Below are 26,234 nucleotides of genomic sequence, written 5' to 3' on the forward strand. Positions count from 1 at the left end.
CGTCCGATGATGCTGAAAAGGCGTTCAGCGCGATGCGCCGGCGCGATTGGGCGCGCCGAGCGCGCGCAACGTCTCCTTCACGGTCGCCACGCGCACCGCGAGATCGGGGCTGCGCGTTTCGATGCGCAACTTGTCCTGTCCGGCGAGCTTGATGTGCTTGTGCTTCTGCACCATCTCGATGATGCGCATGGCGTCCACGGGCGGATTCGGCACGAACTGCAGGCCAATGACCGCTTCGCCCGCATCGATCTTCGTGATGCCGAGCGGCTTGGCCGCCAGACGCAGACGGTGCGTTTCGATCAGCGCATGCGCCTGCGCCGGCATCTTGCCGAAGCGGTCGATCAGCTCTTCCTGAATGCCGTCGATCGAATCGTCGTGCTCGCAGTTCGCGAGCCGCTTGTAAAGCGACAGGCGTTCCTGCACGTCGCCGCAATAGTCGGCGGGCAGGATGGCGGGCGCATGCAGGTTGATCTCGGTGGTCGCCGCGAGCGGCGCATTGAGATCGGGCTCGCGGCCGTCCTTGAGCGCCTTCACGGCGTCGTTGAGCATGTCCGTATACAGCTGGAAGCCGATCTCCTGGATCTCGCCCGACTGCTTGTCGCCGAGCACCTCGCCCGTGCCGCGAATTTCCAGGTCGTGCATCGCCAGATAGAAGCCCGAGCCGAGTTCCTCCATCTGCTGAATGGCTTCGAGCCGGCGTTGCGCCTGCTTCGTGAGCCCTTGCGGATCGTGCACGAGCAAATACGCGTACGCCTGGTGGTGCGAGCGCCCGACGCGGCCGCGCAACTGGTGCAGCTGTGCGAGACCGAATTTGTCGGAACGGTGGATGAGGATCGTGTTCGCCGTCGGCACGTCGATGCCGGTCTCGATGATCGTCGTACAGAGCAGCACGTTCGCGCGTTGCGCCACGAAATCGCGCATCACGGTTTCGAGTTCGCGCTCGTGCATCTGGCCGTGCGCCACGGCGATACGTGCTTCCGGCACGAGCGCTTCGAGCATCGCGCGGCGGTTCTCGATGGTCTCTACCTCGTTGTGCAGGAAGTACACCTGGCCACCGCGCTTGAGTTCGCGCAGCATGGCCTCGCGAATCACGCTGTCTTCCTCGCGGCGCACGAACGTCTTGATGGCGAGGCGCTTTTGCGGCGCGGTCGCGATCACGGAGAAGTCGCGCAGGCCTTCGAGTGCCATGCCGAGCGTACGCGGAATCGGCGTGGCGGTGAGCGTGAGCACGTCGACTTCCGCGCGCAGCGCCTTGAGCGCCTCCTTCTGGCGCACGCCGAAGCGGTGCTCCTCGTCGATGATCACGAGCCCGAGGCGCTTGAACTGAACATCGGACGAAAGCAGCTTGTGCGTGCCGATCACGATATCGACGCTGCCGTCGTTGATCTGCTGGATCGCGGCGCTCACTTCCTTCGCGGTCTTGAAGCGCGATAGCTCGGCGATACGCACGGGCCAGTCGGCGAAGCGGTCCGTGAAGGTCTGCGTGTGCTGCTCGGCGAGCAGCGTGGTGGGCGAGAGAATCGCCACCTGCTTGCCGCCCATCACGGCGATGAACGCCGCGCGCAACGCCACTTCGGTCTTGCCGAAGCCGACGTCGCCGCACACGAGGCGGTCCATCGGCTTGCCGCTCGTCATGTCGCCGATCACGGCGGCGATCGCGGCGGCCTGGTCGGGCGTTTCCTCGAAGCCGAAACTCTCCGCGAACTTCACGTAGTCGCGCGGTTCGAGCGCGAACGCGTGGCCCTCGCGCGCGGCGCGGCGCGCGTAGAGATTCAGAAGCTCGGCGGCCGTGTCGCGGATCTGCTGCGCGGCCTTGCGGCGCGCCTTTTCCCACTGGCCCGAGCCGAGCGCGTGCAGCGGTGCGCTATCGGGATCGGCCCCGCTGTAGCGCGAAATCACGTGCAATTGCGACACCGGCACGTAGAGCTTGCTGCCGTTCGCGTATTCGAGGTGCAGGAACTCGGTGTCGCCTTCGCCGAGGTCCATCGTCACCAGACCGTGATAGCGGCCGATGCCGTGCTGCGCATGGACCACCGGATCGCCCACTTTCAGCTCGGAGAGGTCGCGCACCATCGAATCGACGTTGCTCGCCTGTTCCTGGCGGCGGCGCCCGGCGCGGCGTGCGAGCGGGCCGTAAAGCTCGGTCTCGGTGATGACCGCGAGTTCCTCGCCCGGCAGCGCGAAGCCCGTGGAGAGCGGCGCGACGCCCATCGCGAAACGCTCGTCGCCGGTGAGCCAGTCCTCGAAGCTGTCCGCGCCCGCGGGGCGCAGGTGGTTGTCGGCGAGCAGCTGCGCGATGGTTTCGCGCCGGCCCGCCGATTCCACCGCGAACAGCACGCGGTTCTTCGTCGTGTCGAGGTACGTGCGCAGCGAGGCGAGCGGGTCGTCGGCGTGGCGGTCGATCGCGAGGTTCGGCAGCGCCGTGGCCCAGCCGCCCGCGCTCGTGGCGGGCAGCACGAGGCGCGCGAACGGCTTCGCGAAGGCGAAGAAGTCCTCGTCGGTCAGGAAAAGGCGCTGCGGCTCGAGGATCGGCCGCTCGCGGTCGTGCGAGAGGAAGTTGTGGCGCTGCTTCGTGTCGTTCGTGAAGCGGCGGATCGACGTGTCGAGGTCGCCCGAGAACACCAGCTGCGCGTTTTGCGGCAGATAGTGGAAGAGCGTAGCCGTCTCTTCGAAAAAAAGCGGCAGGTAGTATTCGATGCCCGCCGAAGGCACGCCGTTGCCCATGTCCTTGTAGATCGTCGCGCGGCTCGGGTCGCCCTCGAACACTTCGCGCCAGCGGCTGCGAAACGCCGTGCGCGCGGCTTCGTCGAACGGGAACTCGCGGCCGGGCAGCAGGCGCACGTCCTTCACGGGATAGAGGCTGCGCTGGCTGTCCGGATCGAACGCGCGGATCGAGTCGACCTGGTCGTCGAACAGGTCGATGCGGTAGGGCAGCGGCGAGCCCATCGGAAACAGGTCGATGAGCGAGCCGCGCACGCAGTATTCGCCCGGGCGCACCACCTGGCTCACGTGCTCGTAACCCGCGAGCGTGAGCTGCGACTTGAGCTTCGCTTCGTCGAGGCGCTCGCCCTGCGAGAACGAGAAGGTGTAGGCCGCGAGGAACGAGGCGGGCGGCATGCGGTAGAGCGCCGTGGTGGCCGGCACGATGAGAATGTCGCAGCGGCCTTCGCCGAGATCGTGCAGCGTCGCGAGGCGCTCGGAAACGAGGTCCTGGTGCGGCGAGAACGTGTCGTACGGCAGCGTTTCCCAGTCGGGCAGCAGGCGCACGCGCGCCTCGGGCGCGAAAAACGGGATCTCCAGGGCGAGCCGCTGCGCGTCCACGGCGCTCGCGCAGATCACGGCTAGCAGCGGGGCGGCGCCGGCGCGCGCGGCCTCGCGGTAGCGGGCGATCAGGAGCGCGTCGGACGAGCCGTGCGTGCCATCGAACGCGTAGCGCTGGCCCGGCTTGACGACGGCAACGGGGGACGGAGATTGCGAGGAAGCGGCGATATCGGACATGGGCAACAGGGTGGCCGACGATTGTGTCGGCGCTTGTGTCGGTATGGTGGCCAGTTCAGTTCGGGCACGTGCAACGCCGGAATATGGGGGCCGGTTTGCGGTCTTCAAGTGAATCCGGCGCGTTTTTCCTTACGTTGCGCGGGCATTTTATGGCCGTTTTGCGGGCGTCCGGCGTGCGGGTAAGGGACCTATTATAAAATCCGTCCTTTACTTTGACTCATGCGGCTCGCGACACCGTGACTTCACGCCTCTTTGCCCTGATTCCGTGCGCCGGCACCGGCAGCCGTTCGGGCTCGGCCATGCCGAAACAATATCGAATCGTTGCCGGACGCGACCTCCTGCACTATACGCTTGCCGCTTTTGACGCCTGCAACGAATTCTCGCAGACGCTCGTGGTGATTTCTCCCGACGATAACCACTTCGACGCCCGGCGCTTCAGCGGCTTGCGCTTTGCCGTGCGCCGCTGCGGCGGCGCCTCGCGCCAGGCGTCGGTCTACAACGGCCTCGCCGCGCTCGCGGAATTCGGCGCAACCGACGACGACTGGGTGCTCGTGCACGACGCCGCGCGCCCCGGCATCACGCCCGCGCTGATCCGCACGCTCGTCGAGTCGCTCAAGGACGACCCCGTGGGGGGCATCATGGCGCTGCCGGTGGCCGACACGCTCAAGCGCGTCGCGCCGAAGGATCCCGCGGCGCCCGGCGCGCATATCGCGCGCACCGAGTCGCGCGACGGCCTCTGGCAGGCCCAGACCCCGCAGATGTTCCGCATCGGCATGCTGCGCACGGCCATCGAGCGCGCGCAGCAAGACGGTCACGACCTCACCGACGAAGCGAGCGCGATCGAATGGCTCGGCCACGCGCCGCGACTCGTGCAGGGCAGTCTGCGCAACTTCAAGGTGACGTACCCCGAAGATTTCGCGCTCGCCGAAGCGATCCTCAGCCGGCCCGCAGAGTAAGCGCGCCGCAATCCCTTTACCCGGAATCCCAAACATGGACATCAGAATCGGACAAGGCTACGACGTGCACGCGCTGGTGCCCGGCCGCCCGCTCGTGCTCGGCGGCGTGACGATCCCCTACGATCGCGGCCTGCTCGGCCACTCGGACGCCGACGTGCTGCTGCACGCCATCACCGACGCGCTGTTCGGCGCTGCCGCGCTCGGCGACATCGGTCGCCATTTCCCCGACACCGACAAGCAGTTCTATGGCGCGAACAGCCGCGTGCTGCTGCGCGAATGCCTGCGCCGCGTGCAGGAGGCGGGCTTTACACTGATGAACGTCGATACCACGGTGATCGCGCAGGCGCCCAAGCTCGCGCCGCACATCGAATCGATGCGCCAGACGATCGCCGAAGACCTGAACCTGCCGGTCGAGCGCGTCAACGTGAAGGCGAAGACGAATGAAAAGCTCGGCTATCTCGGCCGCAGCGAGGGGATCGAAGCGCAGGCGGCGGTACTGCTGCTGCGCGCGTGAGCGGTTATTCAAACGTCATTTTGCAGGGTTGAACGGCGGGAGCAGGGCGCGTGCCTGCTCCGCACCTGACGGCGATGATTGCAGCTGCAATCATCGCCGTTGCTTTTCTTGCCGATTAATTTCCGTTTTTTTCGTCCCATACTGAACCGGTAACCGGAAGTGGGGAGGACGATGGCGGGAGTTGAAAGACGCGTGAAAGGCCTCGATGGCCTGCGGGCGCTGGCAGTGGTGCTCGTGTTCCTCTCGCACAAGGCCCACGTCGACGCGATCGATGCGGGCAAGATCGGCGTCTGGCTGTTCTTTCTGATCAGCGGCTATCTGATCATCGGTGAGTTGCATCGCAATCGGGTCCGCATCGAGCAGCACGGCGCGCGCACGGCCGCGCTGCTGTACGTCTTTTTCATGAAGCGCACGCTGCGCATTTTTCCCGTGTATTACCTGCTGCTCGTGGCGCTCACCATCGCGCATGCGAGCTTCTATCAGCGCGATGTCGATCTCGGGCTCGCCTGGCATTTCGTATTCCTCTCCAATTACTGGATCGGCGTGGTGCACGACGGTTGGCCCGGCACCGTATCGCATTTCTGGAGCCTCGCGGTCGAGCAGCAGTTCTATCTCGTCGCGCCATTCGCGCTGCTGTTCGTGCGCGCGTCGCGCCATCTCATGCTCTGCGCGGTGGTCATCGCGGCGGCCGCGTGCGCGCATCTCGCGCTGTACGAGGAAGGGGCGATCGCGCCGCTCATCTACGCGTTCTCGCCGTGGAACTTCGCCATGCTGGCGCTCGGCGGCGCACTGGCGATTGGCGGCGCGCGCGTGCCGTTGCGCCCGGGCGCATTGAGCGCGCTGTGGTTCGTTGGCGCGTGTGCGGCGATCGCCAGCTTCGCGCTGGCGCGCGCCGATTGTGCTGACTGCGCCGAAGGCGTGACGAGCGCGACGATGCTGCCGGGCTGCTTCGACATCGGGCTCGCGCTCTCGCTCGGCGCGTTGTTCCTGTGGCTCGTGCGTCGTCAGGACAGCGTACTGGTCGCGGCGCTGGAACTGCGGCCGCTGGCCTGGCTCGGCACGATCAGCTACGGCTTCTATCTGTTTCACAACCTCGTGCCGGCGCGTCTTGGCGTGGCGCCGGGGCTCTATGCGCGGTTTCACGTGCCCGAGGTGGCGCAGTCGGTCCTCGCGCTCGTGCTGCAGTTCGCACTGGCCGTGCTGCTCGCGCATCTGTCGTGGCAGCTGCTCGAAAAGCGCGTGCTCGAGTGGAAGCGGCCGCTCGAAACGGCGATACGCAACCGCCTGCCCACCCGCGCCGCCGCGAGCCAGACGTGAAGCACAACGGCGCGAGGCCTAGAGCGTTCCGCCGCCGACTTCGCGGCCGTCCGGACACAGCTCGCCGGTCTGCAACCCATCGAGCACGCGCAGCACTTCTTCGGCGCTGCGCCCGACGTTGAGGTTGTTCACCGTGACATGCTGGATCGTGTTGTCGGGATCGACGATGAACGTCGCGCGCAGCGCCACGCCCGCTTCCTTGTCGCGTATGCCGAGCTGATCGATGAGTTCGCCCTTCACGTCGCCGAACGAATAGTGATTGAGGCGATCGAGCGTCTTGTCCTCGCGTCGCCACGCGAGCTTCACATATTCGTTGTCGCAACTGCCGCCCATCACGACCGTTTCGCGGTCATCGAATTCCTTGATGAGCCCGGCGAACGCGACGATCTCGGTGGGGCAGACGAGCGTGAAATCCTTGGGGTAGAAATAGATGACCTTCCACTTGTTGGCGAAGGTCTGCTCGGTGATCTCGGTGAACGCCGACTCGCCGTTTTCTTCGGGATGGTTGAAGCCGGGCTTCGCGGCCGTGACGGTAAAAGCTTCGAGTTTGTCGCCGACGGTTTTCATGGCGGAGGTCCTCAGACGAGAGACGGGCCGGGCGGCCCGCTTTGCCGCCGCGTGCGCGGTGCGCAACGCGGCGTGCCCATGAAAACGATTGTCGCAGGTGCGGGCGGCGCGTGGTGCGACGGTGCGCCGCCGCCGGGTCTCGCTCAGGAGCGAAAGAGGCTCAGGCGCCCTTGGCGAGCGGGAACTCGATCGTCACTTCGAGCCCCGGGCCTGGCAGCCGGTTGCGCAGACGCAGCGCGCCGCGATAGCGGCCCACGAGGCGCTGCACGATGGCCATGCCGAGTCCCGTGCCGTTCGCCTGCGTACGAGCCGTATCGACGCGGTAAAACGGCCGCGTGACGAGCGGGAGCTGATCCTCGGGAATGCCCGGGCCTTCGTCGACCACGGAAAGTTCGACGCGCGAATGCGAGACGCGCGTTTCGAGCATGATGTGCGGAATGCCGTCGGTTTCGCTCGCGCCGTACTTGCGGGCGTTCTCGATCAGGTTGCCCACGACGCGGCGCATGTCGGTGTCGTCGGCTTCGATCATGGCCGAAGGCGCGAGCCGCGTGATGAGACGCACGCCATCTTCGCTCGCCATGCGCCCGGCCATCTCGCCGGCGATGACCGAGAGGTCGACGCGCTCGGGCATGCGCTGGGCGGGCCGTGCGTAATCGAGGAAGCGGCCGATGATCATGTCCATCTGCTCGATGTCGTCGATCATCGCGTCCTTGGTGGCCTGGTCGGACGGACTCATCTCCGTCTCGAGCCGCAGGCGCGCGAGCGGCGTGCGCAGATCGTGCGAGATGCCCGCGAGCATCAGCGCGCGGTCAGCCTCCAGCTGCTCGAGGTCCCGCACCATCTGGTTGAACGAGCGATTCGTTTCGGCCGCGACGCCCATGCCGCTCTCAGGCAACGGCGCGGGCGGCTGGCCCGAGCCCAGCATGCGCGCCGACATGGCGAGACGCGCGAATGGCCGGTTCACGAGACTCGTGATGAAGGCCGCCCCGAAGAGCGATAGCGCAAGCGCAGAGACACCCCATCCGACCCACTGCAGGCCGGTGACGTTGTCGAGCTGGTCGCGGTCGAGCGCGACCCAGTAGTCGTCTTCGTCGATCTTGAAGCTGATCCACACGCCCGGAATGTCGTTCACGGACTGCGCGATCACGGTGTCGTCGCCAAGACGCCCGCGGATGTCGTGCTCGATCAGGCGATTGAGCGACTCGTCGGGCTGAAGCTTGTATTTGTCGGTGGTTTCGCGCGGGTACACGCGCACGCCCTCGTTGCTCTCGAGATCCTGCAGCAACGCGCGGCGCAGATCGGGATCGGAGTAGAGGAGCGCCGTGCGCGTGAGCTTCACGATCGCGACGAGCTGGAGCGCCACGCGCTGCGCGCGCGGCTCCCGCTCGATCACGCGAAAGCTCTGGAACCACGCGGCGAGACTCACCGCGATGAGAAGCGCGATCAGCAGGAAGGTGCGCCAGAACAGATCGCCGAACGCGAGCGTGAGCAAACGCCGGTCAATCCGCATGGACCCTTCCCGTTTCAACAGAGGCAGTGCAGACAACGAGACACCATCCAGGATCACGCGGCGCCGTCGGGAATGAACACGTAGCCGAGGCCCCAAACCGTTTGAATGAAACGCGGGCTGCCCGGATCGGGTTCGATGAGCTTGCGCAGGCGCGAGATCTGCACGTCGAGGCTGCGGTCGAACACTTCGTATTCACGGCCGCGCGCCAACTCCATGAGCTTTTCGCGCGAGAGCGGCTGGCGCGGATGACGCGCGAACACCTTGAGCACCGAGAATTCGCCCGTGGTGAGCGGAATTTCCTGGCCGGCCTTGGTGAGCGTACGCGTGGCGAGGTTCAACGCGAATTCGCCGAACTCGAACACCTCGGTGGTTTCCGAGGGCGCGCCCGGCAGTTCGGACGGCGCCTGGCGGCGCAGCACCGCGTGAATGCGTGCGACGAGTTCGCGCGGGTTGAAGGGCTTGGGCAAATAGTCGTCGGCACCCATTTCGAGGCCGACGATGCGGTCCACGTCCTCGCCTTTGGCGGTGAGCATGATGATGGGCGTGCGGTCGTTGCTGCCGCGCAGACGCCGGCAGATCGACAGGCCGTCTTCGCCTGGCAGCATGAGGTCGAGCACGAGCAGGTCGAAACGCTCGCGCACCCACAGCTTGTTCATGGCGGGGGCGTTTTCGGCCACGTAGACATTGAAGCCCTGCTCGCCGAGGTAGCGGCGCAGCAGGTCCCGCAGTCGGGGATCGTCATCGACAACGAGAATTTTGGACGGGTTTTTGGTTTCCATGCCTGGCATCTTAGCGCGATTGGATACTGATGCGAGTTTGCACCAATTATCAGGTTACAGTCAGTTACAAAATTTACCCGTGCTGTGCCACGACCGCAAGCACCGACAGATAGACTTCTTTACGTAAAGCGGCAGTTCGGTAGATACTTCATTCGACTTTAAAATTCATGCCCGCGCCGAGCCGGGTTCGCACATGTATTCGAGGTAGCCGTTTGCCGCGTCAAGAAGGGAACAAAACGATGGGAGGGGTCAGGCCGACAATGCGCCACACCATGCTTGCACTGGCGCTAGCCGGTGGCGTGGCGGCTGCACTGGAGTCGGTGCCGGCCCGGGCCCAGCCCTCCGCAGACCGCTACGAGAACTCGCAGTCCCCCGCTCGCTCGCCGGGCGGCAAACCGTCGATGCGGCGCGTACGCAGCGATACGATCCCGCGCCCCGCATCGGACATCAACCAGCGTCCCGCAGTTCCCCCCGATCTCGATCAGCGTCGCCGCGACGGCCATATGACGCCCGACGAACGGCGCCTCTTGCGCCAGCATATCGAAGACGCCGTGCGCGAACTGTACAAGCGTTGATAGTGCGGCGCGCGTAAATGCCGCTCTGCTGCGATAACGCTGCGATAACGTTTACACGATTTTCTCCTGGCACCTCGCGCACGCCTTTCTCGCGGCTTTCATGATTTTATCGGCATCGAAGCTTGCATTGGTGCACTCGCGCTGCCGAAACGCGCTGAAAAATACCGTAGCAATTGCATCGTCAACATCCGTTTCGCCACAGCCGTTAAGCCGGTACGTTCAATAATTGCGCCGGCGGATTCGTCGTGCGCCCATTCATCATGAGCGACTCCAGACGGTCGAGGCCAAACGCGCAGTCCGCCGCCCACGCAGCGGCGCCCGACGACGGCGCGGATGCGCTGCTCGACGCCGACGATGCCCGCCATCTTCTCGTGCGCACGGGCTTCGCGCCGCGCGAGAGCGAAGTCGAACCTTATGTGGGGCTCACGCGAGAGCAGGCTGTCGCGCGGCTCGTCGGCAGCGCGCGCAGCGAGGAGCTCACGCCGCTGCCCGCATGGAGCGCCGAAGTGCCGCCGAGCCGGGCACAGCGCAGCGCGTGGACACCCGAAGAACGCCAGCAAGCGCAGCGCCAGCGCGGTGCGCGCTACGACGAATTGCGCGCATGGTGGCTGCGCGAGATGCTCGTCACGCCTTCGCCGCTGACTGAGCGCATGACGCTCTTCTGGCACAACCACTTCACCTCGGGTCAGGACAAAGTCGGCGAGCCGCAGTTGATGGCCGCGCAAAACGCGCTGTTGCGGCGCGATGCGCTGGGCAGTTTCGCGGGCATGCTGCACGCGGTCGCGAAGGACCCCGCGATGCTGCTTTACCTCGACGGCGCGAGCAATCGCAAGGGCCGGCCCAACGAGAATTTCGCGCGTGAAGTGATGGAACTGTTCACGCTGGGCGAAGGGCAGTACTCGCAGCGTGACGTTGCCGAAGCGGCACGCGCCTATACGGGTTGGAGTCTCGATCCCGACACCGTGGCGTTCGTCTGGCGCGCCGACTTGCACGACGACGGCGAAAAGACTGTGCTGGGACGCAGCGGTGCATTCGACGGCGACCAGGTGCTCGACATCCTGCTCGCGCAGCCGCAAACTGCCCGGTATGTGTCGGCGAGGCTTTGGCGCGAGTTCATCTCCGCGACGCCTGACGAAGAGCAGCTCGCAAGCGTCGCCGATCGGTTTCACTCAAGTGGCTATGAAGTCGGCGCTGCGCTTCGCGCGCTCTTGACCACGCCCGCGTTCTGGGATGAAAGCAATCGGGGCGTGCTCGTGAGTTCGCCGGTGGAGTTCATCGTCGGCACGATGCGGCGCTTCGATGTGGCCTATGGCGATACGCTGCCGTTCGCGCGCCGCTCGGCCGCGTTGGGCGAGAACCTGTTCTATCCGCCGAACGTGAAGGGGTGGCCAGGCGGGGCGTCGTGGATCAATAGCTCGACGCTGCTCGCGCGCAAGCAGTTCGTCGAGCAGCTGTTTCGTGCGACGGAAGCAGGGCGACCGCATGCTTCGGCCGCAGCGACGAAGATCACGGCAAGCATGCCGCAAAACGTGCAGAACGCGATGCGGCGTGACGCCTTGCAAGGCGGCATGCGCTTCGATCTGGACGGCTGGCTCTCGCGATTCGGTCTCACCGCCGATGCCACGCCCGGCCTTTCCGCGCAGTTGCAGATGCAGCACGCAGTCCTGCCGCTGGCGCCTGTCGATGCGATTGCAGTTGGCAGTAGCTCGAGTTCATATCTCCAGGCACTGCTGATGGATCCGGTGTATCAGTTGAAGTGAAGCATGGATATGAATAGCCGAATCCCGGGCGGCAATGTGCGCCGCCGCACTGACGAGCGAGGCAAGCCATGAAGCGACGCGACTTTCTTGCAGCCGGTGCGACGGCGGTCGCCGCGACGGCAGGTTCCGCGCTATGGCTGCCTCGCGCTGCGCGCGCGCAAGGCGCGGCGCCCATGCACCCGGGCACGCCGAGCGGCTACGAGAACCTGCTGATTCTCGTCGAGCTGAAGGGCGGCAACGACGGCCTCAACACCGTCGTGCCTTTTGCCGATCCGCTCTATTACAGCTACCGGCAAACGATCGGCGTGCCGCGCGCACAGGCGATACAACTGGACGAGCGCACGGCGCTCCATCCGGCGCTCGCGCCGCTCATGCCGATGTGGCGCGCGCACGAGCTCGCGATCGTGCAGGGCGTGAGCTACGCGCAGCCCAACCTGTCGCACTTTCGATCGATCGAGATCTGGGACACGGCTTCGCGCTCCAACGAATATCTGCGCGAGGGCTGGCTCACGCGCGCGTTCGCACGCGAGCCGGTGCCGCCCGGCTTCGCCGCCGATGCGCTCGTGCTCGGCAGCGCCGAGATGGGGCCGCTCTCGAACGGCGCGCGCGCCATCGCGCTTGTGAATCCGGCGCAGTTCGCGCGCGCTTCGCGCCTCGTCACGCCGGTCTCGCTCAAGGAACACAATCCCGCGCTCGCGCATATCCTCGACGTCGAGAACAACATCGTGCACGCCGCCGATGCGCTGCGGCCGCGCCCGGGCAATTACGCGCTGAAAACTGCATTTCCGGCCGGCGCATTCGGCACCTCGATCAAAACGGCCATGCAGGCGCTCGCCTCGAGCGACACACCGCAAGGCGCGCCGGTGGCGGGGCGCGGCGTCGCGGTGATTCGTCTGACGCTGAACGGCTTCGACACGCACCAGAACCAGCCGCAGCGCCACGCCGACTTGTTGCGCCAGTTCGCCTCGGGCATGGCGGCGATGCGCTCGGCGCTCGTGGAACTCGGACGTTGGGACCGCACGCTCATCGTGACGTATGCGGAATTCGGGCGGCGCGTGCGCGAGAATCAAAGCCGCGGCACCGATCACGGTACGGCTTCGGCGCACTTCGTCGCGGGCGGGCGGGTGGCGGGCGGGCTCTATGGTCAGGCGCCGCAACTCACGCGGCTCGACGGCAATGGCAATCTGCCGGTGGGCGTCGATTTCAGGCAGATCTATGCGACCGTGCTAGGCCCCTGGTGGGGCCTCGACGCGCAGGCCGTGCTGCAGCAGCGCTTCGAGCCGCTGCCGTTGCTGCGCGCGTAGCGCGGCCGCGAGCTTCAACTACGCCGCGCGGCGCGCCAGGCGATCCACAGCTTGCGCACCGGCGTGAGCACGATCTGCTGATGCAGCACGTGGTAGCCTTCGCGCTCGACTTCGTCGAGCAGCGCCAGTTCGAGCGCCGCGAGCGCACGCAAGGTGCGCTGGTCGCGCCGCGCCGAAGCGGGAATCGCGTCGAGCGCGGCCTGGACCGATTCGCGCGCGCGCGAGGTCTGGAACTGCATCAGCTCGGTGAACTCCGCGCTGTAGCGCCGGTTGATGAGATCGGCGGCGGTGACGTTGTAGCGCTGCAGTTCGTCGATGGGCACGTAGATGCGGCCATGGCGCGCGTCGTTGCCGATTTCCGGCACGAACTGCGCGAGCATCAGTGCGTTGCCGAGCGGTGCAGCCCAGCGTGCGGCGTCCTGGCGATCTTCGTCGGTGCGCGCACTCAGTTGCGCGATGAGCGAGGCGAACGTGCCGCCCACGCCCTGCATATAGCGGCGCAGATTCGGCAGATCGAGATAGCGTGCCTGCTCGAAGTCCATCTCGAAGCCGGCGAGCAGCGCTTGCAGATCGGGATAGACGGCGCTCGCATCGCCGAGATGCTCGGCGAGCGCCTGGGTGACCGGATGCGCCGGTTTGCCTGCGGCAAGCGCGGCCAGTTCCTTTTGCCACCAGGCGAGCTTCGTGCGGCCGACGGTGGGATCGCTCGTTTCTTTCGCGGTTTCCTCGAGTTCGCGGCGCAGCGCGAAGAGGGCGGTCAGGAGCGGCTGGCGCGCAGCGCGGGCCTGACGCAGCGCATAGTAAGTGCTCGAACCAGGGGGAGCCGCCTTTTGCAGGCAGTAGTCGTCGAAGTTCACGGCGTTCGGAGATGTGGGGCGAAGCGGCTCGCGCGGCGGCCAGAGCGCGCCGCGACGGTAGAGCCGCGATTCTAGCATCGGCGCGGCTTTCGGCCGGCCCGGCAGGGCGGGCCGGCGCGCGCGTCGATGCACGGGCCGATGCGCTGGCATGCCCCGTCGCGCACTGTTTTCGGGATGCAGACAAGCGCCAGTCAATCGGTTAGAATCTCGCGCTTGCGCTTTCTGACGCTTAGCTGGAAGCGCGCAGCCGGCCCATAATGAAGCATCGCTGCCGGCGGGCGCAGTCAGAAAGCAGGCTGGATTGCGGGCGAGGTGGACAACACCGCGTCCGGCGTCTCACGAGGACTCGATCAGTCGGCATGTCGCACAGGGTTGTACCGCACGCGTGGTTCGCAGCGGTCCTGCCGGGCGCAAGAAGACAAGCGCAAAGAATTCGCGTGAGTGGCGAAATTGGTAGACGCACCAGGTTTAGGTCCTGACGCCCGCAAGGGTGTGCCGGTTCGAGTCCGGCCTCACGCACCAAAGTAAAAAGGCCATGTACCTTCCGGTACGTGGCCTTTTTGTTTGTGCACGGCTTGCGCGAAGCACTCGCGATGGCGGCTTGACGCTGGCCGCCATCTGTTTGGCTTATTGCCTCTGCTCGTTCGGACTGCCTTACAGTTCGGTCTGCATGGCTTCGATCACCTTGTCGAGCGCGCGCGCGAGTGCGTCGCGTTCCTTGTCGTCGAGGCTCGCGAAGAGGTCGACATTCCACTTGCGCGCGATGGGCATGACCTTGCGATACAGCGCGCGTCCGTCGGTTGTGAGCGAAACGAGCACGAGGCGTCCGTCCTCCTCGCTCGTGTCGCGCTGCATGAGGCCGCGGCGCATCAGCGCCTCGGCTGCACGGCTTGCCTGGCTCTTGTCGAGATTCGCGTGACGCGCAAGCTCCATCACGGAAAACGGGCCGAACGCCCCCACAGCTGCAATGAGCCGAGCCTCCGGAAGTGTGATGCCGAGCTTCGCCTGGTAGCGTTCGCTTGCGCCACGTTCGGAGAGTTTGTTCAGGACATGCAGCCGATAGGTGAGGAATTGTTCGAGTCCGGCTTTGCTTGCCTTCATGGGAGTCCTGGTCTGGTCGCTTGGGAAGGGCGCGACACGTGTCGCGATTCCATAATTGTTGCCCCATCTCGCGCTCGGGTCAACGCATCCTAACCCTTGTCCAGCGCATCCGATGCGGTGCACGAATCTATTAATCGCTTACTGCGGAATGCGTGGCGTGCCGAGGTCATGAAACTGGCCGCGATCTGGCCACCCGGGGAAGGGCAACGAGGCCGGGGCGACGGGCCCCGGCCGGGTCTGCCCGGATCTTAGTTGGATGTACGCGCAGCGTATTTGAGGCGGGCGAGTTGCTCGGCTTCGTTGGCGAGCAGGCGTGCGGCGTCGCGAATCGCGGTTTCGAGCGTGATGGGGCCCGGCGCGGGCGAGAAGCAGCCGCTGAAGTGCTCCGCGAGGCGCGGCAGGGCGGCTGCGTCCACGGCGCCCGAGAGCAGCGTGGCCGGCACCCCGAGGGCCGCGGCGTGGCGGCAGGCGATGAACGGCGCCTTGCCGTGCAGCGTTTGTACGTCGGAGCGGCCTTCGCCGGTGATGAGCCAGTCCGCGCGATCGAGCGCTTCGTCCAGACCGATGGTGCGCGCAACGACTTCGGCGCCGGGCTCGAAGCTCGCGCCGAGCATGCGCAGCGCGAAACCCAGGCCGCCGGCCGCGCCGGAACCGGCTTCGTCGCGCACGCGACGGCCCAGCGCCGCTTCGAGCAGATCGGCGAACCGGCCGAGCGCCGCGTCGATCGGCGCGACCTGCTCCGGCGTCACGCCTTTTTGCGGCCCGAACACGGCGGTTGCGCCATGCTCGCCCGTAAGCGGATTGTCCACGTCGGACATGCCGACGAACGATGCTTCGCGAAGCCGCGCGTCGAGCCCGGAAACGTCCACCCGCGCCACTTGCGCGAGCGCTTGCGGCGTGGGCTCGAGGGGCTTGTCCGCTGCGTCGAAGAGTTGCAGGCCGAGCCCCGCGAGCAGGCCCGCGCCGGCGTCGTTGGTGCTGCTGCCGCCGAGCGCCACGTAAAAGCGCCGCACGCCTTCGTCGAGCAGCGCACGGATCGCTTCGCCCATGCCGCGCGTGCTGCGCGCGTCCACCGGCACGCCCATGCCCACTGGGTCCGTGATGCCGACGATCTCGGCAGTTTCGACGATCGCGCTGCCGTCGTGCAGCAGGCCCACTGCGGCGTCGCGCTTCGGGCCCGCTGCGCCTTCCACGGTGAGTACGCGGCGCTCGCCGCCCATCGACAGCATCGCGTCGAGCGTGCCTTCGCCGCCGTCGGCCATGGGGCGGATGCGGATGTCGGCGTCGGCGCGCACGCGGCGGATGCCCTCGGCGATCGCGGCAGCGACCCCGTCCGCGCTGAGCGAGCCTTTGAAAGAATCAGGAGCAATGACGATAACGGGAGCGTCAGGCGACGAATTCGGCATGGTGTCTCTGCTGGAAGAATTGTGTTGGGAGCGGCTGCGGCCGGCGGGGCGTCCGGCGCGAGCGTTAGCTTAACAGCCTCGCCGCGTGTGCTGGATAACGGCGCTGCGATAGCGCGCATCGGAGCACGTTTCGGGCTTGTGCCGGCTCAAAAGCAGGCCAAAACCGGGTCGAAAACAGGCTCATAGCACACTCAAACGGCAATTCCACTGGGACCGGGAAATAGTTTGCTAAAATACTTGGCTCTTTTGACGGAACCGCACCGCAAGTCGCCCGTTTCGGCGCTGTTGAGCGGCGCGTGAGGCGCCGGCGTTCAGCTCCAAAGCGGGTTGCTGGGCCGCATCGGAACCAAGCGGCCGCAAGCGGACCGCGGCACGCAAAGACCACAGATTACTGATTCGCTCGAACAATTTTAGGACGATTGAAGCCATGGCTAACGTTGTTGAAAACCTCGGCAAGCTGGAACGCCGCGTGACGATTTCCCTGCCGAAGGACGCCGTGCAGAAAGAAATCGATTCGCGCATCCGTAAACTCGCGAAGAACGTGCGCATGCCGGGTTTCCGCCCGGGCAAGGTGCCGCTCAAGATGGTCACGCAGCAGTATTCGGGCCAGGTCGAAGCCGAAGTCCTGAGCGACAAGGTCGGCAAGGAGTTCTTCGACATCAGCCGCGCCGAGAACCTGCGCGTTGCCGGCCAGCCGAGCTTCGCGCCGAAGTCGGAAGCCGCTGAAGGCGACTACGCGTTCGACGCGACCTTCGAGGTCTACCCGGAAGTGAAGCTCGGCGACGTCGCGACGGCCGAAATCGAGCGCACGACCACGACCATCACCGAAGCGGAAATCGACCGCACGCTCGACATCCTGCGCAAGCAGCGCGTGCACTTCCACGCTCGCGGCGAAGCCGGCGAGCACGGTGACGGCGGCGCCGACACCGCAGCAAAGGAAGGCGACCGCGTGACGGTCGACTTCGTCGGCAAGATCGACGACGTCGCGTTCCAGGGCGGCACCGCGGAAGGCTTCGCGTTCGTGCTGGGCGAAGGCCGCATGCTGCCGGAATTCGAAAAGGCGGCGATCGGCCTGAAGAAGGGTGAGTCGCGCGAATTCGACCTCGCGTTCCCCGAGGACTATCACGGCAAGGACGTCGCCGGCAAGACGGCGAAGTTCACGATCACGATGCAGCAGATCGAGTGGCCGCACCTGCCGGAAATCGACGCTGAATTCGCCAAGTCGCTCGGCATCGCCGACGGCGACCTCGTGAAGATGCGCGCCGAAATCAAGGACAACCTCGAACGCGAAGCGAAGCGCCGCACCCAGTCCATCGTCAAGAACCAGGTGATGGACGCGCTCCTCAAGATTTCCGAACTCGAGGTGCCGAACGCGCTCGTCGAGCAGGATCAGGAACGCCTCGTCGAAATGGCGCGCGCCGACCTCGCGCAGCGTGGCGTTCCCAACGCCAAGGACGCGCCGATCCCGGCCGAAATGTTCAAGGAACAAGCCGAGCGTCGCGTGAAGCTCGGCCTCGTGCTCGCCGAACTCGTGAAGGCCAACAGCCTCGAGGCGAAGCCGGAGCAGATCCGTGCTGAAGTCGACGAATTCGCGAAAAGCTATGAGGACCCGAAGGAGGTCGTGCGCTGGTATTATTCCAACCAGCAGCGTCTGGCCGAAATGGAAGCCTATGTCGTCGAATCGAACGTCGTCGACTTCGTGCTCGGCAAGGCCAAAGTGACGGACAAGCAAGTTAGCTTCGAAGAACTGGCAAGCGCGACGGCGCAGGCTTAAAACTGCCCGCTACGGCGTGCCGGCTGTCGGAGCGACCGACGGCCAGCACGCCGTTTTTGCATCCGCAGGTTTTAGCCATGCTGTCCGTGTGGTTGATTTAACCGGGGTCCGTCGCCATACGGGTATATAGAAGAACTTTTCCAGACAAGGATGCACCGCATGACCATTCGCGCTCAATCGCTGGATACGTTGACCTCCCACTCGTCGCGGGACTTCGACCCGCAGGCGCTCGGCCTCGTGCCGATCGTCGTCGAAACGAGTGGCCGCGGCGAACGTTCCTACGACATCTACTCGCGCCTGCTCAAGGAGCGCGTGGTGTTCCTGGTCGGCGAAGTGAACGACCAGACGGCGAACCTCGTGGTCGCCCAACTGCTGTTCCTCGAAAGCGAAAACCCGGACAAGGACATCAGCCTGTACATCAACAGCCCGGGCGGCTCGGTGTCGGCCGGCATGGCGATTTACGACACGATGCAGTTCATCAAGCCGGACGTTTCGACCCTTTGCATGGGCCTCGCGGCCAGCATGGGCGCGTTCCTGCTGGCGTCGGGCGCCAAGGGCAAGCGTTTCGCGCTGCCGAACTCGCGCGTGATGATTCACCAGCCGCTCGGCGGCGCGCGCGGCCAGGCGTCGGACATCGAAATCCAGGCTCGCGAAATCCTGTACCTGAAGGAGCGCCTGAACCAGTTGCTCGCGCACCATACGGGTCAGCCGGTCGAGCGCATTGCGCGCGACACGGATCGCGACAATTTCATGTCGGGTGACGACGCCCAGGCATACGGTCTCGTCGACCAGGTCCTGCACAAGCGTCCTTAAGCTGCGCGAGCGGTTTTGCGCGTCCGACCCTGCGAAGGGCGGCGCGCAAGCCGTGACAAAGGCAACGCAAAGGAACAGCTCGGCCCCCGTACAAAAGGGGATAGCCGACGCCGCGCAGACCTTGTGAAATAATCGGCAAACGCGCTTCGCGGCCTGCGGCCCCCAACGCCGTCACAGCAAGCGGTTCACGCACCCTCCGGCCTCGCCGGGGGAAACGGCGTATCATGTAACAGAGTGTCCGGAGGCTCATTTATCCATGGCGGACAAGAAAGGTTCTAACAGCGAGAAGCTGTTGTATTGCTCGTTCTGCGGCAAGAGCCAGCATGAGGTGAAAAAGCTCATCGCTGGTCCGTCGGTATTCATCTGCGATGAATGCATCGACTTGTGCAACGAGATCATTCGCGACGAAGCCGCCGGTGCGGGCGTCGACGCGGCGCTGTCGCGCTCGGACCTGCCGAGCCCGCAGGAGATCCGCGACATCCTCGACCAGTACGTGATCGGGCAGGAACGCGCGAAGAAGATTCTCGCAGTGGCGGTGTACAACCACTACAAGCGTCTGAAGCACCTCGACAAGAAAGACGACGTCGAACTCTCCAAGAGCAACATTCTCCTGATCGGGCCCACGGGCTCGGGCAAGACGCTGCTCGCGCAGACGCTCGCGCGCCTTCTGAACGTGCCGTTCGTGATCGCCGACGCCACCACGCTGACCGAAGCCGGTTACGTGGGCGAAGACGTCGAGAACATCATTCAGAAGCTGCTGCAGAACTGCAATTACGAGGTCGACAAGGCCCAGCGCGGCATCGTCTATATCGACGAAATCGACAAGATCAGCCGCAAGTCGGACAACCCGTCGATCACGCGCGACGTCTCCGGCGAGGGCGTGCAGCAGGCGCTGCTCAAGCTCGTCGAGGGCACGATGGCTTCGGTGCCGCCGCAGGGCGGCCGCAAGCATCCGAACCAGGATTTCATCCAGGTCGACACGACCAATATCCTGTTCATTTGCGGCGGCGCGTTCGACGGTCTGGAAAAGGTCATCACCGACCGTACGGAAAAGACCGGCATTGGCTTCGGCGCAAGCGTGAAGAGCAAGCAGGAGCGCGACACAGGCGAAGTGCTGCGCGAAACGGAACCGGAAGACCTGATCAAGTTCGGCCTGATTCCCGAACTGATCGGCCGTCTGCCCGTGGTCGCTACGCTCGGCAAGCTCGACGAAGTCGCGCTCATGAAGATTCTGGTCGAGCCGAAGAATGCACTCGTCAAGCAGTATCACAAGCTCTTCAACATGGAGCGCGTGGAGCTGGAAATTCGCCCAGCCGCGCTGCAGGCCGTCGCCCGCAAGGCGATCCGCCGCAAGACCGGAGCTCGTGGCCTGCGCTCGATCCTGGAACAGGCATTGCTCGACGTGATGTACGATCTGCCGGCCATGAAGGGCGTGAGCAAGGTCATCATCGACGACAACGTGATCGACGGCGACGGCAAACCGCTGCTGATCTACGAAGACGCGCCGAAGGTTGCAGGGTCGAACTGATGGTGGTGATCGGCTAAAGAGTTCCGGAAAAGGGCCGTTCATACAATGGGATGAACGGCTTTTTCGTTTAATCTTGTGGTCGATGGCGCACTATTTTGGAGTCACTGAACTTTTCCCACACGCGCGAGGCTTGCAATCGGTATCTCAGGCCTCAATTACCGAACAATTGATTCCACTCATGGGGAAATGAAATGTCAGGAACCCAACTCCTCCCGCCGGAACGCACCACGCTCCCGCTGCTGCCGCTGCGAGACGTCGTAGTCTTCCCGCATATGGTGATTCCCCTTTTCGTGGGCCGACCGAAATCGATCAAGGCCCTCGAAGCGGCTATGGAAGGCGGCAAGCACATCATGCTCGTCGCGCAGAAAACCGCCGCGAAGGATGAGCCGACCGAAAAAGACATGTATGAAGTAGGGTGTGTCGCCAACATCCTGCAAATGCTCAAGCTGCCCGACGGCACCGTGAAGGTGCTCGTGGAAGGCCTGCAGCGCGCGAAGACGCTTTCCATCGAAGAGCAGGAAACGCAGTTCTCGTGCGAAGTGATGCCGCTCGAACCGGACCACGCCGACAGCGCAGAAACCGAAGCGCTGCGCCGCGCGATCGTCTCGCAGTTCGACCAGTACGTGAAGCTCAACAAGAAGATCCCGCCGGAGATCCTGACGTCGCTGTCGGGCATCGACGAGGCCGGTCGTCTTGCTGACACCATCGCCGCGCATCTGCCGCTCAAGCTCGACCAGAAGCAGCACATCCTCGAGATGTTCCCGGTCGTGGAGCGTCTGGAGCATCTGCTCGCGCAACTCGAAGCCGAAATCGACATTCTCCAGGTGGAGAAGCGTATTCGCGGCCGCGTGAAGCGCCAAATGGAAAAGAGCCAGCGCGAGTACTACCTGAACGAGCAGGTCAAGGCCATCCAGAAGGAACTGGGCGAAGGCGAAGAGGGTGCGGATCTCGAAGAACTCGAGAAGCGCATCACGGCCGCGCGCATGCCGAAGGAAGCCAAGAAGAAGGCCGACGCCGAGCTCAAGAAGCTCAAGCTGATGTCGCCGATGTCGGCGGAAGCCACTGTCGTGCGCAACTACATCGACACGCTGATCGGCCTGCCGTGGCGCAAGAAGAGCAAGGTCAACAACGACCTCTCGAACGCCGAAGCCGTACTCGACGAAGACCACTTCGGTCTCGAGAAGGTGAAGGAACGCATTCTCGAGTACCTCGCGGTGCAACAGCGCGTGGACAAGGTCAAGGCGCCGATCCTGTGCCTCGTCGGGCCTCCGGGCGTCGGCAAGACCTCGCTCGGGCAGTCGATTGCGCGCGCAACGAACCGCAAGTTCGTGCGTATGGCGCTGGGCGGCGTGCGTGACGAAGCCGAAATCCGCGGCCACCGTCGTACGTACATCGGTTCGATGCCGGGCAAGATCCTGCAGAGCCTGGCCAAGGTCGGCGTGCGCAATCCGCTCTTCCTGCTCGACGAAGTCGACAAGATGGGCATGGATTTCCGCGGCGATCCGTCGTCGGCGCTGCTCGAAGTGCTCGATCCGGAACAGAACCATACGTTCGCCGATCACTACATCGAAGTCGATTTCGACCTCTCCGATGTGATGTTCGTCGCCACGTCGAACTCGCTGAACATTCCGCCGCCGCTGCTCGACCGGATGGAAGTCATCCGCCTCTCGGGTTACACGGAAGACGAGAAGGTCAGCATTGCTCAGCGCTATCTTCTTCCGAAGCAGAAGAAGAACAACGGCCTGAAGCCAGGCGAAATCGAAGTCGCCGAAGATGCGATCCGCGACATCATTCGCTACTACACGCGTGAAGCGGGTGTGCGTTCGCTCGAGCGCGAGATCTCGAAGATCTGCCGCAAGGTCGTGAAGATGCTGCTGCTGAAGAAGGCCGACAAGGCCGTCACGGTCGACGGCGGCAACCTCGACACCTTCCTCGGCGTGCGCAAGTACGACTTCGGTCTGGCCGCGAAGGAAAACCAGATCGGTCAGGTCACGGGCCTCGCGTGGACGGAAGTCGGCGGCGATCTGCTGACGATCGAAGCGGCGGTCATGCCCGGCAAGGGCAACGTGATCCGTACGGGTTCGCTCGGCGACGTCATGAAGGAATCGGTCGAAGCGGCACGCTCGGTGGTGCGTTCGCGTTCGCGTCGTCTGGGTATCAAGGACGAAGCGTTCGAGAAGCAGGACATCCACATCCACGTGCCGGAAGGCGCGACGCCGAAGGACGGTCCGTCCGCAGGCGGTGCGATGACGACGGCGCTCGTGTCGGTGCTCACGGGTATTCCGGTGCGTGCCGACGTGGCGATGACGGGCGAGATCACGCTGCGCGGCGAAGTGCTGCCGATCGGCGGCCTGAAGGAGAAGCTGCTCGCGGCGCATCGCGGTGGCATCAAGCTCGTGCTGATCCCGGAAGAGAACGTCAAGGATCTCACCGAGATTCCGGACAACGTGAAGAACTCGATCGAAATCGTGCCGGTCCGCTGGATCGACAAGGTGCTCGAACTCGCGCTCGAACGTGTGCCGCAGCCGCTGCCGGAAGAAGAAGTGAAGGCCGAGGACGCCAAGGCGCCCGTGGCCGAATCGAAGGATGCCGGCGCGACGGAAGTCGTCAAGCACTAAGCCTTCAGTACGCCTTCAACAAGCCGCGCGCATGCGCGGCGCGTTGGACCCCAAAAAGCCCGCGGCATGGTCCGCGGGCTTTTTATTTGCGTCACAATCCTTGACGTTGTGATGACAACCAGCGGTCTTTTCTGCCTTTTCCCACATGTTCGATACTCCTTCGAATAATCCCTCGAATCCCGCGCCGAATCAGGCTCAACCCCGCTTGACACGGCCCTTTCGGCCCCGTTAAATGAGCGGTCCCCGCGCTATGGCGGGGACGTCTATCCAATAAGTTGAACTTCTTTCTTACGATTGCCCAAACACATTCTCGGGGGCTGGAATGAATAAAACGGAACTGATTGACCATATCGCGCAACAAGCCGACATTTCGAAGGCGGCTGCGGGACGCGCACTCGACGCCGTGATCGGCGGCGTCAAAGGCACGCTCAAGAAGGGCGGCTCGGTTACGCTCGTCGGCTTCGGCACGTTCGCCGTCGGCAAGCGCACCGCGCGCACGGGCCGCAATCCGCGTACTGGCGACGCGATCAAGATCAAGGCGGCGAAGGTGCCCAAATTTAGGCCTGGTAAAGCGCTGAAGGATGCGCTAAACTAGCGGGCTCGCTACCTGATGGGTAGCGCAGCAGAAGTCGCAGTTCAGGAAAGCATGAAGCTGGGTGCTTAGCTCAGTTGGTAGAGCGGCGCCCTTACAAGGCGTAGGTCGGGAGTTCGAGCCTCTCAGCACCCACCACAGCTTCAGTTCCGGTACGTAGCGCACCCGCACGGAGCGGTAGTTCAGTTGGTTAGAATACCGGCCTGTCACGCCGGGGGTCGCGGGTTCGAGTCCCGTCCGCTCCGCCAAGGATATCTCGACAAGAAGGCGAACTCCGGTTCGCCTTTTTTGTTGGCCGCTGTTGTAATATCGGGCGTTCCATTTTCTGGCGCCCTCAACGTCTGGTCACGCATGCTCGACTTTTTCCGCAATCACAAACGCCTGATGATGTTCATGCTGCTCCTGGTCGTCCTGCCAGGGCTGGGCTTCGTCGGGATTCAAGGTTTCCGCGGCTTCTTCGATGAAAGCGCGAACGTCGCGAGCGTCAACGGGCACAAGATCACGCGTGTCGAATACGACAACGCGGCGCGCCAGCAGCTCGACCAGGCCCGCCAGGTCCTCGGCGCGCAATTCGACGCGAGCATGTTCGACACGCCCCAGCACCGCAAGGACATACTCGACGGTCTGATCCAGCAGCGCGTGCTCGTGGACGAAACGCAGCGCCTGCACCTCACCGCCTCGGACGATGCCGTGCGCCGCGCGCTGCTCTCCGACCCGGTGATATCGTCGCTCAAGAATCCTGACGGCTCGATCAATCTCGACCAGTACAAGCAACTGCTCGCCATGCAGGGCATGACGCCCGAGCAGTACGACGAGCGCGTGCGCTATAGCCTCGCCATGCAGCAACTGCCGGCGTCGATCATCAGCAGCGCGTTCACGCCGAAGGCGCTCGCGCAGCAGCTCACGGGCCTCTCGGAGCAGCAGCGCGACGTGCAGGGCCTTGCGTTCCACGCGAGCGACTATGCGCCCAAGGTCCAGCCGACCGACGCGCAACTGCAGGCGTACTACGACGCGAACAAGAACGCGTTCGCCACGCCGGCCACGGCGCAGATCCAGTATCTCGTGCTCTCGGCGGCGACGGTTGCCGCCGGCGTGCAGCCGAGCGACGCCGATCTCAAGAAGTACTACGACGACAACATCGCGCACTATCGCACGCAGGAAGAAGTGCGCGCGAGCCACATCCTGATCACGGTGCCGAAGGACGCGAGCGCCGACGTGCGCAACGCCGCGAAGCAGAAGGCCGAATCGATCCTCGCCGAAGTGAAGGCGCATCCGGATCAGTTCGCGCAGATCGCGCAGAAGGAGTCGCAGGACCCGGGTTCGGCCTCGAAGGGCGGCGACCTCGGCTACTTCGGCCCCGGCATGATCGCGGGCGGCCAGGCGTTCGACGCCGCGGTCTTCAAGCTCAAGAAGGACGAGATCAGCGACGTGATCCAGTCGGACTTCGGCTATCACATCGTCAAGGTCACGGACCTGAAGCCGGCGGTCACGAAGCCGTTCGACGATGTGAAGGCGCAGATCACGAACGACGTGAAGGCGCAGCAAGCCGCAAAATTGCTCGCCGACGCGAGCGATGGCTTCACGTCGGTGGTCTACGAGCAGGCGAAGAGCCTGCAGCCGGCCGCGGACAAGTACAAGCTGACGATCCAGACGGCCACGGTCACGCCGAAGCCGAATGCAGCGCTGCCGCCGGATAGCCCGCTGAACAACCAGAAGTTCCTCGACGCAGTTTTCGCGAGCGACTCGGTGAACCAGCACAACAACACCCAGGCGATCGACGTCGGCAACAGCACGCTGATCTCGGCTCACGTGACGAACTACCAGCCGGCCGCCGTGCCCGCATTCGCCGCGGTCAAGGATGCGGTGCGCCAGAAGGTGGTCGCGCAGCAGGCCGCCGACATGGCGCACAAGGACGGCGAGGCCAGGCTCGCGGAACTGCAGAAGTCGAAGTCGACCGATGGTTTCTCGTCGGCGCTCAAGGTGTCGCGCAACGACGCTCAAGGGTTGCCGCCCAGCGCGCTGTCCGCCGTCTTCAAGGCCGATTCGCAGAAGCTGCCCGCTTACGTGGGCGTGGACCTCGGCAACGACGGCTATGCGATCTACCGCGTGAACAGCGTGACCAACGGTCCGGCCGCAGAAGGCCCGCGTCTGGGCGCCGCGCAGCAGCAGCTGGCCCAGGTGGACGGCCAGTCGCAGGTGCAGGCGTACCTCGACGCGTTGCGCGAGCGCGCGAAGGTGAAGCTCTACGGTTCGCTCAGTTCGGCCAGCCAGTCGGGCGACGGCGACGGCGCCCAGTAAGCCCGACCCGCATCAGCCCGCCGGCGTCGAGAGCCGGCACAAAAAAAGCCCCGCGAAACGTCGCGGGGCTTTTGCGTTCTGGCGAGCGCGAAATCAGAGGCAGGCGCTGATGTCGCTGGTGGCGTCTCCACCGGCGCCGCCGCCGGAGCGGAAGCCGACCCACGTCTTCGCGCTGGCGCTCCATGCCGGGCGCACCGTCGCCGCTGCGCCGTTAGGCGGCTGCTGGCCAGGGACGTAGACGTCGACAGCCTGGCCGTTGGCGAGCACGGACTGCGAGACGACTTGCTGCTGCGACTTGTCGGCCCACTTTTGCGCGATGCATTGCGCAACCGTCGCAGGCGGTTGTTGGCTCGTGCCGACGGACTGCGCTCCGCTCGGCATTGGCTGATTGGCGCAGGCAGCCAGTGCTGCCGTAACGACAATGAGAGGTAAATATTTCACGCTTCTTCCTCCAGTCAGGGTCGGTC

At 64.7% G+C, this 26,234-nt stretch carries 20 protein-coding genes and 3 tRNA genes; 15 read left to right on the forward strand and 8 right to left on the reverse strand.

What is annotated here, in order from left to right:
• Positions 1–24: 24 nt before the first annotated feature.
• A complete protein-coding gene (gene mfd / locus A3CW_RS0130615; protein ID WP_028206965.1) occupies positions 25–3,498 on the reverse strand; it encodes a transcription-repair coupling factor in 3,474 nt (1,157 codons plus the stop codon).
• Between the two features lie 236 nt (positions 3,499–3,734).
• Here mfd and ispD point away from each other — a divergent pair, with 236 nt between their 5' ends.
• The 3 genes from ispD (at position 3,735) to A3CW_RS0130630 (ending at position 6,285) form a co-directional block, all read left to right on the forward strand.
• A complete protein-coding gene (gene ispD / locus A3CW_RS0130620) occupies positions 3,735–4,454 on the forward strand; it encodes a 2-C-methyl-D-erythritol 4-phosphate cytidylyltransferase (protein ID WP_028206966.1) in 720 nt (239 codons plus the stop codon).
• Between the two features lie 34 nt (positions 4,455–4,488).
• Positions 4,489–4,968 (forward strand): 2-C-methyl-D-erythritol 2,4-cyclodiphosphate synthase, encoded by a 480-nt coding sequence (gene ispF / locus A3CW_RS0130625; RefSeq protein ID WP_028206967.1) that lies wholly within the window; start codon positions 4,489–4,491, stop codon positions 4,966–4,968.
• A 171-nt stretch (positions 4,969–5,139) separates the two neighbouring features.
• Complete coding sequence (locus A3CW_RS0130630) at positions 5,140–6,285, forward strand: acyltransferase family protein (RefSeq protein ID WP_028206968.1); 1,146 nt, start codon at positions 5,140–5,142, stop codon at positions 6,283–6,285.
• A gap of 18 nt (positions 6,286–6,303) precedes the next feature.
• On the opposite strand, the gene A3CW_RS0130635 is transcribed toward A3CW_RS0130630, so the two are convergent.
• The 3 genes from A3CW_RS0130635 to ompR form a co-directional block, all read right to left on the reverse strand.
• Positions 6,304–6,852, reverse strand: coding sequence for a peroxiredoxin (locus A3CW_RS0130635; protein ID WP_028206969.1), 549 nt, complete (start codon positions 6,850–6,852; stop codon positions 6,304–6,306).
• 160 nt (positions 6,853–7,012) lie between these two features.
• Positions 7,013–8,362 (reverse strand): ATP-binding protein, encoded by a 1,350-nt coding sequence (locus A3CW_RS0130640; RefSeq protein ID WP_028206970.1) that lies wholly within the window; start codon positions 8,360–8,362, stop codon positions 7,013–7,015.
• Between the two features lie 53 nt (positions 8,363–8,415).
• On the reverse strand, positions 8,416–9,150 hold the full coding sequence (ompR, locus tag A3CW_RS0130645) for an osmolarity response regulator transcription factor OmpR (protein ID WP_027814652.1): 735 nt from the start codon (positions 9,148–9,150) through the stop codon (positions 8,416–8,418).
• Positions 9,151–9,401: 251 nt separating this feature from the next.
• Here ompR and A3CW_RS0130650 point away from each other — a divergent pair, with 251 nt between their 5' ends.
• The 3 genes from A3CW_RS0130650 to A3CW_RS0130660 all read left to right on the forward strand — a co-directional run bounded on the left by A3CW_RS0130650 (position 9,402) and on the right by A3CW_RS0130660 (position 12,780).
• A complete protein-coding gene (locus tag A3CW_RS0130650; RefSeq protein ID WP_028206971.1) occupies positions 9,402–9,716 on the forward strand; it encodes a hypothetical protein in 315 nt (104 codons plus the stop codon).
• Between the two features lie 260 nt (positions 9,717–9,976).
• A complete protein-coding gene (locus A3CW_RS0130655; protein ID WP_028206972.1) occupies positions 9,977–11,476 on the forward strand; it encodes a DUF1800 domain-containing protein in 1,500 nt (499 codons plus the stop codon).
• Between the two features lie 68 nt (positions 11,477–11,544).
• Positions 11,545–12,780 (forward strand): DUF1501 domain-containing protein, encoded by a 1,236-nt coding sequence (locus A3CW_RS0130660; protein ID WP_028206973.1) that lies wholly within the window; start codon positions 11,545–11,547, stop codon positions 12,778–12,780.
• Between the two features lie 14 nt (positions 12,781–12,794).
• On the opposite strand, the gene A3CW_RS0130665 is transcribed toward A3CW_RS0130660, so the two are convergent.
• Positions 12,795–13,637 carry a squalene/phytoene synthase family protein gene (locus A3CW_RS0130665; RefSeq protein WP_028206974.1) on the reverse strand — a complete coding sequence of 281 codons (843 nt, stop codon included), beginning with the start codon at positions 13,635–13,637 and terminating at the stop codon, positions 12,795–12,797.
• 435 nt (positions 13,638–14,072) lie between these two features.
• Here A3CW_RS0130665 and A3CW_RS0130670 point away from each other — a divergent pair.
• Positions 14,073–14,159: transfer RNA gene (locus A3CW_RS0130670), tRNA-Leu, on the forward strand.
• 132 nt (positions 14,160–14,291) lie between these two features.
• Here A3CW_RS0130670 and A3CW_RS0130675 read toward each other — a convergent pair.
• Positions 14,292–14,738 carry a MarR family winged helix-turn-helix transcriptional regulator gene (locus A3CW_RS0130675; protein WP_028206975.1) on the reverse strand — a complete coding sequence of 149 codons (447 nt, stop codon included), beginning with the start codon at positions 14,736–14,738 and terminating at the stop codon, positions 14,292–14,294.
• Between the two features lie 248 nt (positions 14,739–14,986).
• A complete protein-coding gene (locus A3CW_RS0130680) occupies positions 14,987–16,144 on the reverse strand; it encodes a glycerate kinase (protein WP_028206976.1) in 1,158 nt (385 codons plus the stop codon).
• Between the two features lie 427 nt (positions 16,145–16,571).
• Here A3CW_RS0130680 and tig point away from each other — a divergent pair, with 427 nt between their 5' ends.
• The 8 genes from tig (at position 16,572) to A3CW_RS0130720 (ending at position 25,767) form a co-directional block, all read left to right on the forward strand.
• Entirely contained in the window at positions 16,572–17,918 is a 1,347-nt protein-coding gene (tig, locus tag A3CW_RS0130685; RefSeq protein WP_028206977.1) for a trigger factor, read from the forward strand.
• 159 nt (positions 17,919–18,077) lie between these two features.
• Positions 18,078–18,731 (forward strand): ATP-dependent Clp endopeptidase proteolytic subunit ClpP, encoded by a 654-nt coding sequence (gene clpP / locus A3CW_RS0130690; protein ID WP_028206978.1) that lies wholly within the window; start codon positions 18,078–18,080, stop codon positions 18,729–18,731.
• Positions 18,732–18,987: 256 nt separating this feature from the next.
• Entirely contained in the window at positions 18,988–20,259 is a 1,272-nt protein-coding gene (gene clpX, locus A3CW_RS0130695; RefSeq protein ID WP_028206979.1) for an ATP-dependent Clp protease ATP-binding subunit ClpX, read from the forward strand.
• A gap of 191 nt (positions 20,260–20,450) precedes the next feature.
• Complete coding sequence (gene lon / locus A3CW_RS0130700; protein ID WP_028206980.1) at positions 20,451–22,877, forward strand: endopeptidase La; 2,427 nt, start codon at positions 20,451–20,453, stop codon at positions 22,875–22,877.
• 322 nt (positions 22,878–23,199) lie between these two features.
• Positions 23,200–23,472 carry an HU family DNA-binding protein gene (locus A3CW_RS0130705; protein ID WP_027796408.1) on the forward strand — a complete coding sequence of 91 codons (273 nt, stop codon included), beginning with the start codon at positions 23,200–23,202 and terminating at the stop codon, positions 23,470–23,472.
• A gap of 59 nt (positions 23,473–23,531) precedes the next feature.
• Positions 23,532–23,607: transfer RNA gene (locus A3CW_RS0130710), tRNA-Val, on the forward strand.
• Positions 23,608–23,640: 33 nt separating this feature from the next.
• A tRNA-Asp gene (locus A3CW_RS0130715) sits at positions 23,641–23,717 on the forward strand.
• Between the two features lie 103 nt (positions 23,718–23,820).
• Entirely contained in the window at positions 23,821–25,767 is a 1,947-nt protein-coding gene (locus A3CW_RS0130720; RefSeq protein WP_028206981.1) for a SurA N-terminal domain-containing protein, read from the forward strand.
• Between the two features lie 93 nt (positions 25,768–25,860).
• On the opposite strand, the gene A3CW_RS0130725 is transcribed toward A3CW_RS0130720, so the two are convergent.
• The gene (locus A3CW_RS0130725; protein ID WP_028206982.1) at positions 25,861–26,208 is read right to left on the reverse strand and encodes a hypothetical protein; all 348 of its coding nucleotides are present in this window, start codon (positions 26,206–26,208) and stop codon (positions 25,861–25,863) included.
• Positions 26,209–26,234 lie beyond the last annotated feature (26 nt).

Origin of the sequence: Paraburkholderia nodosa DSM 21604, from assembly GCF_000519185.1 — a bacterium.
Lineage (GTDB): Bacteria > Pseudomonadota > Gammaproteobacteria > Burkholderiales > Burkholderiaceae > Paraburkholderia > Paraburkholderia nodosa.